This window comes from Brucella intermedia LMG 3301, from assembly GCF_000182645.1.
Lineage (GTDB): Bacteria > Pseudomonadota > Alphaproteobacteria > Rhizobiales > Rhizobiaceae > Brucella > Brucella intermedia.
The window spans coordinates 1,232,050-1,246,183 of sequence record NZ_ACQA01000001.1 but is presented as its reverse complement, the minus strand read 5'-3'; the positions used below and the strand labels follow the sequence as shown (position 1 = coordinate 1,246,183).

The following is a 14,134-nucleotide window of genomic DNA, read 5'->3' as shown; positions in this document are numbered from 1 at the left end:
GCGCTTCCCCCGACACTCCACATCATCGCGTTGTTCATACAGTAGTTGAATTTCTAAGCCTTGGGAATGTTTCTTGGGAATGCGAGAAATATATGATCCCCAGGCAAAACAGTGCAAAAAAGTCCAATTTGCACCGTTTCAGTGCAGCAATGCTTGTACTGCTCGCCGAATAAAGCATTCTGCGAATCGGGTATACCCTGACATATCGGCTTTGCGGTCCCACGCGATAGCCGAACTGCGCGGAAAAGTGCATTCGAGAAAATCGGATATGCAGATGATTGAAATGACGTCTTGGCTGATCAAGAAGATGCACGGCACTTTGATGCCCGTTGATGTTCAGCCACGCAACATGAAAGGGCAGCTGGCTTGATGTCGCGACAGACGGACAATGCCTACCCGAAACCGCTCGTCATGCCCAAGCGCAATCGCAGTGGTGCCCTTCGCCTGCTGATTGTGGGCATATTGCTGACGGTTGCAGCCATCGCCTATTTTGTGTTTCGAGACCAGTTGGGAGATGGATTTGCCCTCGTCCTCATGGGCATTCTGTCAATGGTCGGCGTGTTCTATCTTTTCGGTGCAGCGACAGGCCTCATTCAATTCAGCCAGAAGAACGGCGAGCAGGACCTCGCGCATTCCTTCATGGATTCGCAGCCGGAAGGGACAGTCATTTCTGACGCGCGCGGCCAGATCGTCTATGCCAACCAGGCTTATGCCATGATGACCGGCGTGGCGAATGCCGAAGGCGTCCGCTCCCTCGACAATGTGCTGACGGCGGAACCGGCCGCATCGGACGCTATCTACCGTCTGACGAATGCCGTGCGTGATGGCTTGTCGGCGCAAGAGGAAGTGCGCCTTTCGGGCGGTCTTTCCCGCGAGGGACGCGGTTCACTGGCGCCGGTCTGGTATCGCATCAAGGCACGTCCCATTGAAGCAGGGCAGGAATTCAAAAGTCCGCTCGTCGCGTGGCAGATTGCCGATATTTCCGACGAGCGTGCCGAGCAGGAGCGCTTTTTTCAGGAACTGCAGGAAGCGATCAATCATCTCGATCATGCGCCGGCTGGCTTCTTTTCGGCTGATCCTTCGGGCCGGATAATCTATCTCAATGCGACCCTCGCCGAATGGCTCGGCGTCGACCTGACCCAATTCACGCCGGGATCGTTGACGCTCAACGATATTGTGGCCGGCAGCGGAATGGCACTCATCAAGGCGGTGAAGGCTGAGCCGGGCACAAGCCGCAATACCGTCATTGATCTGGATCTCATCAAGCGCAACGGGCAGAGCCTTGCCGTCCGGTTCTATCACCGTGTTCAGGCCGCGCGCGACGGAACGCGCGGCACGAGCCGCACCATCGTTCTTGATCGTGCGGAGGGTGAAGATTCATCAATGGCGCTGCGCTCCGCCGAAGTGCGGTTCACGCGCTTCTTCAATTCGGCTCCGATGGCAATCGCTGCGGTTGATTCCGCCGGACATATATTGCGCACCAATGCGCGTTTCCTCGATATTTTCGCGCCTGTCGTTGATCGCGATGCGATTGACGGAAATGCGAAGCTTGAGATCGTCGTGCATGAGCGTGACCGCGAGACTTTCAACAGGGCGCTTGCCGCTGCATTTGCAGGACAGGCGAGCATTTCGCCCGTCGATACAGTGCTGCCGGGCAATGAGGAGCGGCATATCCGCTTCTACATGAGCCCCGTAACCGACCTGGGTGGCGAGCGCGCCGAAGAAGCTGCGATTATCTCTGCGGTTGAGACGACCGAGCAAAAAGCCCTCGAAAACCAGATGGCGCAGAGCCAGAAGATGCAGGCCGTCGGCCAGCTTGCAGGCGGCATCGCGCATGACTTCAATAATGTGCTTACTGCTATCATCATGTCGTCGGATTTGCTGCTGACCAATCACCGCGCATCCGATCCGTCTTTCCCAGACATCATGAACATAAAGCAGAACGCCAATCGGGCCGCCTCGCTTGTGCGTCAGTTGCTCGCATTCTCCCGCCGTCAGACACTGCGTCCGGAAGTGCTCGACCTGACGGACGTTCTGGCTGATTTGCGCATGCTTCTGGCACGTCTGGTTGGCAAGGACATCGAGCTGAAAATCGATCATGGTCGCGATCTATGGTCGGTCAAGGCCGATCTCGGGCAGTTCGAACAGGTTGCGGTCAATCTGGCGGTGAATGCGCGCGATGCCATGCCGGAAGGCGGTGAAATTACACTGCGCACCCGCAATGTGCCGATGCAGGAAGCCGCGAAGCTTCATTATCGCGATCTGCCGGAAGCGGATTATGTAGTCTTCGAAGTTGAAGACACAGGAACGGGCATACCCGCAGACGTGCTCGAAAAGATTTTTGAGCCGTTCTTCACCACGAAGGAAGTGGGCAAGGGCACCGGCCTTGGCTTGTCGATGGTCTATGGCATCATCAAGCAGACCGGTGGCTTCATCTATTGTGATTCCGAAGTCGGAAAAGGCACGACGTTCAAGATATTCCTGCCGCGCCACATCGAGGAAAAACGCGCAGATGATGCGCCTGTCGTCGTGAAGGAAAAGAAGGTGGAGAAAGCCACCGATCTTTCCGGTTCCGCGACGGTTCTTCTGGTGGAAGACGAGGATGCAGTACGCATGGGCGGAGTGCGTGCACTCCAGTCGCGCGGCTACACGGTGCATGAAGCCGCGTCCGGTGTCGAAGCGCTTGAAGTGATGGAAGAGCTGGGCGGCGAGGTGGATATTGTCGTTTCGGACGTGGTCATGCCCGAAATGGACGGCCCGACATTGCTACGTGAACTGCGCAAGACGCATCCGGATATAAAGTTCATCTTTGTATCGGGTTACGCAGAGGACGCCTTTGCACGCAATCTTCCCGCGGACGCCAAGTTCGGGTTCTTGCCAAAGCCGTTCTCGCTCAAGCAATTGGCAACGACAGTTAAGGAAATGCTGGAGAAGCAGGACTAATGCTTCGTTGGCTTTGAACATGAAGGGCAATATAGCCATTCTCGGAGGCGGGCCATCGGGTTTGATGGCCGCCGAAAGACTATCCGCTCTGGGCCACCGGGTGACGGTTTACGAGCAGATGCCGACGGTTGGCCGCAAGTTCCTGCTTGCCGGAAAGTCCGGCCTGAATATCACGCATTCAGAAGATTTTACAGCTTTCGCCAAACGGTTCGGCTCAAGCAGCGAGCTTATCTTGCCAGCCTTGACGGCCTTTGGTCCCATCCAGTTGCGCAAGTGGGCGGATGAATTGGGGGCCGACACGTTCGTCGGCTCTTCTGGCCGTGTTTTTCCCAAGGCAATGAAGGCATCGCCGCTTTTACGCGCCTGGGTAAAACGTCTCGAAGATCAGGGCGTTCGTATTCTTACCCGGCATCGCTGGCTTGGTTTCGAGGGCAATGGCCTGCGAATTGAGAAGCCTGATGGCGTTGAGGTCGTCAGATGCGACGCTGCGCTCTTTGCCTTTGGCGGCGGAAGTTGGCCGAAACTCGGTTCCAACGGAGCCTGGATCGACGAATTTCGACGCAAGGCAATCGACATAGCGCCGTTTCGCTCAGCCAATTGCGGTTTTGATGTCGTGTGGAGCGATTTCTTTGCCCAGCGTTTCGCCGGTGAACCGGTAAAGTCTGTCACAGCCACGTCTGATGCAGGCACGACACAAGGCGAGTTCGTCATTACCCGGGGCGGTGTCGAGGGGAGCCTCATCTACGCGCATTCCGCAGCCCTGCGCGACAGCTTGGAGGAAAACGCGCAGACGTTCCTGATCCTCGATCTTGCGCCGGGACGAGCTGTCGAGCGATTGGAAAGCGATATTGCCCGGCAGGATGCAAAGCTAAGTTTTGGAAACCTGTTGCGCAAGGCAGCGGGGCTTACAGGCGTAAAAGCCGCGCTCGTGACCGAGTTTACGCGTGACAGAAGCCCGAAAGCGCTGGCCTCCACCATCAAGGCGCTCTCCATTCCACTTATTCGTCCGCGCCCGCTTGAGGAAGCGATTTCGTCGGCTGGCGGCATTCGGTGGCATGAAATCGATGGGCACTACATGCTGTCGAAGCTTCCCGGCGTTTTCGTTGCCGGAGAAATGATCGATTGGGAGGCGCCCACTGGCGGGTATCTTCTGACGGCTTGTTTCGCGATGGGCCGTGCAGCGGCCGATGGAATCGACGCATGGATCAAGGCTGGCAACGCGTTTGACGCGAGATGATGCGTCCCGGGCTTCTTCAAGTGGAAATCAGCTTAGCCGGATATGCGATGTGCTCACTACAGGTTAAGCTGGTGGAGTTGGATTGAATGTTTGCCGTCTGAGGGGAAGGTACATTCGCATGAATACAGCTTCTGCCACCGCCGCACATCCGCTTCTGAGAGAAAGAGACGGGCACCATGCGCGGGTAACATTCGAGGAACTGTTCTTCGATCTGGTCTATGTTTTCGCGGTTACGCAGCTCAGCCATGAGCTTTTGCACAATCTGACATTAACCGGCGTGGCGGAAACGCTTATCCTCTGGTTCGCCGTGTGGCTGGGCTGGCAATATACCTGCTGGGTGACAAACTGGTTCAACCCGGAGACACCGCAGATACGCAGCCTTCTGTTTTGTATCATGCTGCTCGGTCTGGTGATGGCTTCTTCTATCCCAGGCGCATTTGCGGAGAACGGTTGGATATTCGCGCTGGCTTATGTGGCCATGCAGCTCGGCCGGACCGGCTATATCGTTTTTGTCCTTGGGCAGAAGCATCCGCTTGCCGCCAATTACCGGCGAATGCTCGGCTGGCTCACCATTGCAGCCGTCTTCTGGATCGCCGGTTGTTTTGTTGAACATGAAATCCGCATGGCTTTCTGGCTGATCGCCGTGCTTTGCGAATATCTATCGCCGATGTTCGGCTTTGCATTGCCGGGGCTCGGGCGTTCCCATACCAGCGACTGGACCATCGAGGGAGGGCATCTGGCGGAACGTTGCCAATTGTTCGTGATCGTCGCGCTTGGCGAAACACTGCTCGCTACCGGCGCATCGCTGTCCAATGCCGATGTCTGGAATGTCGCCTTGATATCCGCTGTGCTTGCAACCTTCGGCGGCACACTTGCGATGTGGTGGCTATATTTCGGAACTTCCAGCAAGGACGCGACAGAAACGATCACTCACTCCCCAGACTCGGGGCGGATCGGCGCATATTTCCATTATGTCCATGCAATACTGGTCGCCGGCATTATTGCGACGGCAGTGGGAAACGATCTGGTGATGGAACATCCACATGATCCGCTGAAAACTGCCTATGTTCTTATTCTTGTCGCTGGACCGGCAATCTATCTGATGGGCAGCGCGATCTACAAAAAAGTTGTCTATGGCCTGATCCCTGCGTCCCATATTTTGGGCGTGCTGGCCCTGCTGATGGCCATCCCCATAGGTTACGCGGCCAATCTCTTACAGATGGGAATCCTGACGACGGTAATCATGCTGGTCGTGAGTGTCTGGGAAGGGCTCAACAAGCGGCTCCGCGCCCCTGCAATGATGAGTTAACTGGACTTCCAGCTCGTCTGTCCAATCCCCATCTACGAAGTCAGACCCGTGTTTTGGAAGCTTGCAGCGCACCATGTCAGATACACAGCCCTTCGATGAACCAGCAGCCGAAAATATTCATGTCAAAGTTGCCCGAAAGGTCGACATCGTGGTCATTGGCGCCGGGCAGGCAGGGCTTTCTTCAGCCTATCACCTGAACAGGCTAGGTCTTGCCGGAGAACGGCAATTCGTGGTTCTCGACAAGGCTCCAGGGGCGGGCGGGGCCTGGCAATTTCGATGGCCTTCGCTGACGCTCAAGACTGCAAACGCCATTCACGACCTGCCTGGCATGAAGTTTGAAGATATCGTCGAGACGGAGAATGGCGAAGTGCGCGCGTCGGTGGCCGTCCCGCAATATTATCGGGCTTATGAAGAAAAGTTCGATCTTCCCGTGCATCGACCGGTAACCGTAAGAGTTGTCTGTGACCGTGGCGAGCGGCTTCGGGTGGAGACCGACCAGGGCAATTACTCGGCTCGCGGGGTGATTAACGCGACCGGCACATGGGAGACGCCCTATGTTCCGCCTTATCCGGGTTCGCAACTGTTCAGAGGCCAGCAGCTACACACTCGTGATTATCAGACAGCGGGGGAGTTCAGAGGTAAACGTGTTCTGGTGGTCGGCGCTGGCATCTCGGCCGTGCAGCTTCTGGACGAAATATCGCGCGTGACGGAAACCGTATGGGTGACGCGGAAGGAGCCTGCATTCAGGGAAGGACCGTTTACGCCTGAACTGGGGCGCGCTGCGGTGGCCCTGGTCGAGGAGCGTGTGCGCCGAGGCTTGCCGCCGGGATCGGTCGTTTCTGTGACCGGCTTGCCGCTGACGCCGGCCATTGAAGCAGCGCGGGCTCGCGGCGTGCTCAACAGGCTGCCAATGTTCAAGGAGATTACGGAAACCGGGGTTCGTTGGGAAGACGGAAGGGAACAATCTTTCGACGTGATCTTGTGGTGCACCGGATTTCGCAGTTCGCTCGATCATCTTGCCCCGCTGCAGTTGCGCAACTCCGAAGGCGGCATTCTCATGACCGGGCGTCTGGCGACACAAGTAGCTGCCGATGCCCGCATTCATCTGGTTGGATACGGTCCGTCAGCTTCGACCATCGGTGCAAACAGGGCAGGTGGCGCGGCAGCGCGGGAGTTGGCAAGCCACCTTGGACTGATATGATCTGATGCAACCAATTTTGCGAGGGGCAGCATGCGGCGAATTCTGAAGTTTGCAGGGGGAGCACTGCTTGCCATCCTGCTTGGAGCAATCGTGTGGCTGGCTGTCAAACCGCCCGAACTTTTGCGTGTCGGCACGGGCTACGCCGCCAAGATCGTCTGTTCAAATGTCTTCATAGCAGGACGTGATGCTGCCAGTGTTCTTGCAGACGATGTTCAGGCACCGGGAAATCCGTTGCTCCGGTTTCTCAATGCGTCCGTGGACAAGGATCGCGGCAGCATAACAGCGCGCATTTTCGGCTTTTTCGCGCCAAGTACCGCAACTTACCGCCCGGCGCTTGGATGCGCGAATATCCACGAAAGTGATTTGCGGCTTGAATTACCGACGGGGCCGCAAGTGCCGGCAGAGCCCATCCAAATCGAGAGCGACCCGGCCATACAGGCCGTAATCGAAAACGATGCCCTGGCTGGCCCCGGCATGCGGGCGATTGCCGTTATCCGCGACGGCAAACTGATCGCGGAGAAATATGGTCCGGGCTTTAGTGCTGATACGCCCTTGCTGGGGTGGTCGATGACCAAATCCGTCATGGCAACGCTGATCGGCATGCGCATCGCGGAGGGACGCATGGCGACGGAACGTACGGACCTTTTGCCTGAATGGAAGAATGACGGCCGGTCGAAGATTTCCCTGGCAAACCTTTTGGCGATGAACAGCGGCCTGCGCTTCGATGAGGATTACGGCACCGTGGCGGATGTCACGCGTATGCTTTTTCTCGAACCTGACATGACCCGATTTGCCGCCTCGTTGCCGCTGGAGGAAGCACCCGGCACGAAGTTCAACTATTCCAGCGGAACGGCGAATATTCTATCAGAGCTGTTCATGGATAGTTTCAACAGCCGCGAAGAGGCGCTGGCCTATCCTCGACTTGCGCTTTTCGGCCCGCTTGGCATGCACAGCACCATTTTGGAGACTGACGCTTCGGGCGTCTTTGTCGGGTCCTCCTATATGTACGCGACGGCGCGCGAATGGGCACGTCTGGGTGCATTTCTCGCAGATGACGGAAAGCTTTACGGAAGACCGGTACTGCCTGCGGACTATATTTCGTTCATGCGCAAGCCCTCGCCGGAGTCGCAAGGGCGTTACGGTTCTGCGCAGGTCTGGCTTCAACTGGGCGGCGTGAAAGCAGGTGAAGACGGTATTCCCGAAGATGCTTTCTGGATGTCGGGACATGACGGGCAAAGTGTCATGGTCGTTCCGTCAATGCATCTTGCCGTGGTTCGCCTTGGCCTGACACCGTCCCGCACTGGCTATAACGTTCAATTGCTGAACGCCAAAATCATTGAGGCTCTCCGGAGGGAGCGTTGAACGTCAGTTTGCGAAAATCGTTGCCGCTCGGATTTTGGAAAGCGCTCAGGCCGAATTCTGGCAGTACCGCATAGAGGTGATCGAAAATGTCGGACTGGATCTGTTCGAATGATGCCCAGACCGTTGTGTTGGCGAAACAATAGATCTCCAGCGGCAAACCTTCGGGCGTAGGGTCCATCTGGCGCACCAGCAGCGTCATACCCTTGTGCACGCCGGGATGGTTGCGAAGATAATTTTCCACATAGGCGCGAAACGTGCCTATATTGGTGAACTGACGCCGGTTGACCGGATTGTTGGCGCGGTCGCCCAGCTTCTGGTTCCATTCGGCGATTTCCTTGGCTTTCTTCGGCAGATATTCCGCCAGCCAATCGACCGTGCCCAGTCTGGCGCGCTCTTCCTCCGATAGAAATCGAATGGTGTTCTGATCGATGTAAAGAGCACGCTTGATCCGCCGCCCACCAGATTCCTGCATGCCGCGATAGTTCTTCATCGGCTCCGTGATGAGCTTGCGGATGGGAATTGTGGTGATCGTCTTGTCGAAATTCTGCACCTTGACCGTATAGAGCGCGATCTCCGTGACATCGCCATTGGCGTCGAGGTTCTTCATCTCGATCCAGTCGCCGACACGCACCATGTTGGAGGAAGCGATCTGCATACTGGCGACGAGGGAAAGCAGCGTATCCTGAAAGACGAGGATCAGCACTGCCGCCATGGCACCGACACCGGAAAGCAGGATAACTGGCGATTTGTCCAGCAAGGTGGCAATGATGAGAACCGTCGCGATGATATAGACCGCAAGCTTGGCGACCTGGATATAGCCCTTCATAGGGCGGAATCTCGCCTCTGGACGACGGTGATAGAGCGTATCGACAAGCCCAAAAGCCGAATTAACAGCCAATGCAAGCGTCAGAATGATGAAGGCTATGGCCACATTCCGAATAACGGTGATCACGCCTTCAGGCAGACCAGGCACGGCCATGATCCCGGATGAAATAATCAAGGCAGGAACGATATTGGCAAGGCGGCTGATGACCCCGTGCCTCTTAAGCTCTTCGTCCTGTCCGAAAGATGTCTTCTCGACAATCCGATCGAGCAGTTTCAGCAAGATGGCCTTGATGAGAAAATTCGCAATGAATGCCGAAAGGAATAATCCGCCGAGCGCAGCAAGCGTCTCGGCCCAAGGATGAGCAAGCAAGAATTCCGACAATATTCTTTTCCGGGACCTGTTTTCGATACAGCGTTTTATTGTGCGTAGCGTGGTCGAGCGCTGAATTCAACCGCGAGGCGTGTTTTGCCTATGCGAAAACCCCGGCTGGGTTGCCGGGGTAATTTTCTGTTCCATTTTCCGTGACGGAATTTGCCAGCTCTACTGAGCGGGTGCCGGAGAGGCTGGCGCAGGCGCGGTCCCGCTTGCGGGAGTGTCAGTCGCTGGCGCGTTGGTCTCCGTTGCCGCAGATGGATCGGCGACACCATCAGCAAAGAATTTTGAACGGTCGAAGGCCGGTGCGTCATTCAGCTGCTGCTTATTGGCCTTGATGACGAGCCACGTTTTTCCGTCGCTGCGGGTAGCAAGCTGAAGTTGATCAGGGCTGACCGCGACGTCCTTTTCACCGACACCGAGGAAACCGCCGACACCGATAATGGCCGCTTCGATCTGACCATCGGGGCTGGCGATCAGGTCATTCAGTTTGCCCACTGACTGTGCGTCAGGCGCATCGCTTTCATAAACGCTTCGCCCGATGAAGGACGAAACAAGCAACTGTCCTTCTTTCGGTTCCACAAAGCCGACCTTGCCCGCTTCGCCCGTTATGGGCTTGCCGAACATGTCCTTGGATGAAACCGGCATGTCTTGCGTGGTTGCGGGCGCTTCTGCCGGAGCAGGCGAGGGAGTTGCTGTTTGGGCGAAAGCCGATCCGCCGATCAGCAAAGCACAGGTCGTCGTCAGAAGTGTAGTTCTGAACATAACTATCTCCTTTATACGTTCCGGTTATTCAATCCAAACGCTGAAATTGCTCCTTCGTTCCAAAATTCATTGCAATCTGCCAAGTGTTACAGTTCTGCTTACAGAGGAACATCTATCCCGCTACCATTCGACAAACAAAAAGCCCGCATGACGCGGGCTTTCAGTGTTGCTGTTTAGATAACCCCACTGAAAAGTCATAAAAATCGAATTCAGACGTAAATTAATCAATAAATTCAACGATTATCAATCACTCCGACTTGCTCAATGTCATCTTTTGCTCATCTGCTGAGTCATATTTTCAAGCGGCCGATAGCTCACCATATTCCGGACAAAGAAAAACCCGCCGAAGCGGGTTTCAATTCTACGGAATTCCGTCTCTCAATCCCACGCTGCCGACCGCGCATCTCTCCTCAGAAGGTAGCCGCTCCTGCCTCCTCGAAGGCAGGCATAATGCCTGCTGCCGCCAATCGCTTCTTCACCCTGGCGATCTGCCCACGGCCTTTCGAGAATTCGAAGAGTGAGACGTAGGTATCCTGAAATTCTTCCAGCCCCGAAGGCGAGACGTAGGTCTGCGGAATTCGATGCATCGGGTTGTCGGCGACCACTGTTTTCAGGAGACCCGCTGCCGCCAGCCGCTTGACGGTTTTCGTTGTGGTTCCGATCATTCGTTCCGCGCACTGGAATGTGATGCCCGGGGGCGAGGCGACGTGGAAAGCCTGCTTCACCTCCAGAGGGTCCACAAAGATGGTGTCGAAACCGAAATGGTCAGTCTGTGATGCCTCCCCATCCTGACTAACGCTGCCGACCCCAACGTGCACGACTGCCTTCGTGATGGTTCCTTCCAAAATGAGCGCTACGATCTCTCCATAGCTCCGGCTTACGATCCGGGTCATATCCTGCAGATTTCTCATGCCTGCATCAGGCGTAGCGCGAGGCAGGCGATCGAGGCGCTCAATAAAATCGAGGTAGGAGGCCTTATTCAGGCGGCGCGATCCACTCCCCAAGCTTTCGTTTTCGGCCACCAGGCCTTGGCGGACGAGTTCTTGGAGCGCCGCGCCGCTGATGCCGAACCGCGTCTTCGCATGCTCGGCAGGAAGACGTTCTCTCCAGTCTCCAATCAGCTTGTCGAAGATCTCTGCTGCGATTACCACACGCCCGTCGCTCTGCTGGGTGGATCCGGCCGGAAGAAGCCCTGCGGAATCCAGGATGCTTCGCAAAGTGATCCGATGGATGCCGTGAGCGACCTCCGCCGTTCTGATGCTGTGGAGGCGCCTTGGGAGGTTGGTGCCGAGAAACGCATCTTCCGGACCGAGGGTGTGGTTGGAATGCGCATGCTCTGCGACGAACCGGATCACGTCCTCGTAACCCTTGACGCCGATACGGCTCGACAAGAGTTCTTGAAGCCTGCCGTACAGGTTCTTGAAGTGGCCACGTCTGGAAGCGCGCCAGTGGATTTCGTCGCGTCGCACCAGAAACTCGCGCAGACCATCATGTCCTCGACGAGTAAGTTTAAACCCTGCGATCACTGCCGCCTGGCGATCATCGCCTGTTGCGGCGCTTCGCCAATATCGATCTCCGAAAAGCTCCATGCCGCCGATGACCTCGGTGAGTAGGAGTGCTGCAGGGACCGGCATGGCATCTAGCATCCGCAAATCGTTGGCTTCGTTTAGCTGTCGCCCGCTAGTTCCGGCTTCGCATCGTAACCTGCCTTGGAAATAGCGATCTGAGTCCAAGTCCAGGCCGGAGACCTTCGTGGTAACCGACGTCGTTTCGATAACCGCTGGACTCGGGCCGTCAATGAAGGTTGCACCAGTACCGGTCGATCTGAAAGCTTCATTGGCGACAGCGGCACTTGCGCTTTTTCCAAGCAGGTGCTGCGACATTGCTCCTGCGAAATCCCCGTACGAAAACCTGTCGTAATCAGTCCCGATGACCACAAGTGGGACGTCATGTACTTCGCACCGGCCAAGCGTCCGGAGCATCCAGCCGAACCTGAGCCGTGGTCGGGCCTCGACCCGCCCGATCCCCCGGTCGATGTCCTCTCGGATACAGCAGGGGCACGCCCGGGCAGACTTCGCCCAAATATCCTTGACGTCGAACGTCATGCCGAATGTGGTGAAGGTGCCACCGATTTTTACCATGTCATGCCGTTTCAGCTTATCGGGTTCGATACCCGTCACGGCGGAGACATGGTCGTAGTAGCGCGGCTTTTTGTTGTATCGAGCTAAAATACTACCGTGGATGCGGAAGTCCCACAGACGTACTCCACGCGATGCCGCAAGGCGCGACAGGTAGCCGGATAGCGGTTCGTCGCTCGCAATCTCGATTGTCTGCATGTTACCGTCCCCTTATTTCCCTGTCTTGGTGCGCTTCTGCTGCGTCATACGGCCTTCGTCGACAAGCTCTCGCATCGAGTTCGCGGGAAGAATATCCTTCCAGTTCTCCTTTGCGGTGAAGATGTTCTGCGACGGACGGCAACCGCTCTCGAGCGCATAAGCTGAGGCGAAGAATTCGGGGCCGACGGTCTCGGCTCCTCGTCGCAATGCGACTTCACATACGTGCCGGGTCGTCTGGATCATCGACCCGAACGCACCGCAGGAGGCGTGAAGTAGGCGATGAACGAATTCCTCGCTGAGGATCACCGGATCGGCCTTGAGGCCGGCTTCTACAGTGACGATCTTGTTCACGACCTTCGTCATGACGGAAATATCCTCCGGGAAGGTCATCCGACGAAATTCGATGACCTTGCTGCGCTCTTTGAGCTGGCGGTTTGTCTGGCCGGACTGATGGAGAAAACCAGCGAGTTCCGGAACGCCGCTCAAAATAAGATGAAGCGGCCACCCTGGGATCTGAAGCAGGCTCTTGATTACGTCGGCGACCGTCTGTAGCTCCTTGACGTTATCGGACTTCAAAACATGCTGGAGCTCATTGATCGCAAGGAACAGCACGTGCTGCTGGCGAAGTTGATCCTTCCAAAGCTCAAAGAGTTCGCCTGCTGTGAGGCGGGGATTGTTCACGTGATATCCTAGCCGCTTAAGGCCATTAGTAGCCAGACCCTTGACGGTGAGCGGCTTGGGGACCTCCATGTCGATCAGCAGTTTGTAAGGAGTACCGTCTGCAGCCACCTTCGCCGCGAATTCTGACCGCTTGGAGATGTGCTTCTCGACTGCGGTGGTCTTGCCCGAACCGGATTCGCCGACGACGAACAAGGCGCGACGCTTTCCGGATTTCCCGAACAGTTCCGCTGCAGAGTTCACGATGAGCGCCTCAAAGGCCTCGTCAAGTTCGATATCGCGCGCCGTTCCGATATAGGCGGTGTTCATCTCTCCAATATGGGCAGCGCGATCGCGGAGCTTGGGATCCATGGAGCCAAGGAGTGATTCCGCGGCTTCGCGGAAGTAGGAATCGTAGGACTGCTGCATTATATTCTCCTTTTATCAGTAGTCGAAATCGAGGCCATCGTTGGCCTGCTCGGTGCCGCCGCCCATACCGGCGAAGCCCGATTTTTCGGGGCGGAGGACCTCTTCCGCCTCCGCCGCCGCCTGTGCCGAGCGACGGCTGGTTCCGAGGTGACGGAATGCATCGATGCCAACAGTGGTGGGGTCATGCGGAATCCGCAGTTCCGAGAGGTCCGGCTGCGCCCCCTTGAGATCGTCCTCGACGTCGAGTTCGAAGTAGTTTTTCTCGACGAGGGCGTACTGCTTGGCGGAGGGGAGGTCGGTCCCGAGTTCAGCGCGTGCGCTGGCAGCGTGCCCGGCTTCGCGAAGATCATTGACAGCCTTCAGCAGTACGGACAGGTGGAGCTTGGCGTTCGCACGGTGGATTGCACGCAGTTCCTTCGTTGCGTCAACCCACTCCCAGACCGATACGTCGTCCGGCAGACCCATGGTGGCTTCGGCCTCAACCCAACGGCTTCCGTCCCAGAAGGAGATCTTTCGGAGACTAAAGCGGTCCACGCGGATCTCGGTGCGGGGAGATTTTGACCCGGGCAGGGCGGCCTGCTCGGTGCGCATTTGCTGAAGGCGGGAGTGCTGGTAATGGATCCCCAGGAAGCGCCCCCCTTGTCCCCGATCGCCTTGACGATCTTGGTGCCGAAGATGTGGCGACGCTGGTCGGGAT

Annotated in this window: 10 protein-coding genes; 5 read left to right on the top strand and 5 right to left on the bottom strand. The window is 56.7% G+C overall.

What is annotated here, in order from left to right; all coding sequences use genetic code 11:
* The first annotated feature begins 369 nt into the window (after positions 1 to 369).
* The 5 genes from cckA to OINT_RS05885 all read left to right on the top strand — a co-directional run bounded on the left by cckA (position 370) and on the right by OINT_RS05885 (position 8,052).
* Entirely contained in the window at positions 370 to 2,943 is a 2,574-nt protein-coding gene (cckA, locus tag OINT_RS05905; RefSeq protein WP_006470500.1) for a cell cycle histidine kinase CckA, read from the top strand.
* Positions 2,944 to 2,962: 19 nt separating this feature from the next.
* Positions 2,963 to 4,180, top strand: coding sequence for a TIGR03862 family flavoprotein (locus OINT_RS05900; RefSeq protein WP_036564623.1), 1,218 nt, complete (start codon positions 2,963 to 2,965; stop codon positions 4,178 to 4,180).
* Between the two features lie 118 nt (positions 4,181 to 4,298).
* On the top strand, positions 4,299 to 5,489 hold the full coding sequence (locus OINT_RS05895) for a low temperature requirement protein A (protein WP_006470498.1): 1,191 nt from the start codon (positions 4,299 to 4,301) through the stop codon (positions 5,487 to 5,489).
* 73 nt (positions 5,490 to 5,562) lie between these two features.
* Complete coding sequence (locus tag OINT_RS05890; protein ID WP_006470497.1) at positions 5,563 to 6,690, top strand: NAD(P)-binding domain-containing protein; 1,128 nt, start codon at positions 5,563 to 5,565, stop codon at positions 6,688 to 6,690.
* Positions 6,691 to 6,720: 30 nt separating this feature from the next.
* Entirely contained in the window at positions 6,721 to 8,052 is a 1,332-nt protein-coding gene (locus OINT_RS05885) for a serine hydrolase domain-containing protein (protein WP_006466851.1), read from the top strand.
* Here OINT_RS05885 and OINT_RS05880 read toward each other — a convergent pair.
* From OINT_RS05880 to OINT_RS24060, 5 genes are all read right to left on the bottom strand, one after another.
* The gene (locus OINT_RS05880) at positions 8,024 to 9,259 is read right to left on the bottom strand and encodes a mechanosensitive ion channel family protein (protein WP_006466850.1); all 1,236 of its coding nucleotides are present in this window, start codon (positions 9,257 to 9,259) and stop codon (positions 8,024 to 8,026) included. The two genes, OINT_RS05885 and OINT_RS05880, sit on opposite strands and share 29 nt — an antisense overlap.
* Before the next feature lie 159 nt (positions 9,260 to 9,418).
* On the bottom strand, positions 9,419 to 10,015 hold the full coding sequence (locus OINT_RS05875) for a PRC-barrel domain-containing protein (RefSeq protein WP_006466849.1): 597 nt from the start codon (positions 10,013 to 10,015) through the stop codon (positions 9,419 to 9,421).
* 410 nt (positions 10,016 to 10,425) lie between these two features.
* The gene (locus OINT_RS05870) at positions 10,426 to 12,351 is read right to left on the bottom strand and encodes a TniQ family protein (RefSeq protein ID WP_006470496.1); all 1,926 of its coding nucleotides are present in this window, start codon (positions 12,349 to 12,351) and stop codon (positions 10,426 to 10,428) included.
* A gap of 12 nt (positions 12,352 to 12,363) precedes the next feature.
* Complete coding sequence (locus OINT_RS05865) at positions 12,364 to 13,437, bottom strand: ATP-binding protein (RefSeq protein ID WP_006470495.1); 1,074 nt, start codon at positions 13,435 to 13,437, stop codon at positions 12,364 to 12,366.
* A 15-nt stretch (positions 13,438 to 13,452) separates the two neighbouring features.
* Positions 13,453 to 14,028 carry a hypothetical protein gene (locus tag OINT_RS24060; RefSeq protein WP_230349236.1) on the bottom strand — a complete coding sequence of 192 codons (576 nt, stop codon included), beginning with the start codon at positions 14,026 to 14,028 and terminating at the stop codon, positions 13,453 to 13,455.
* Between the last annotated feature and the right edge of the window lie 106 nt (positions 14,029 to 14,134).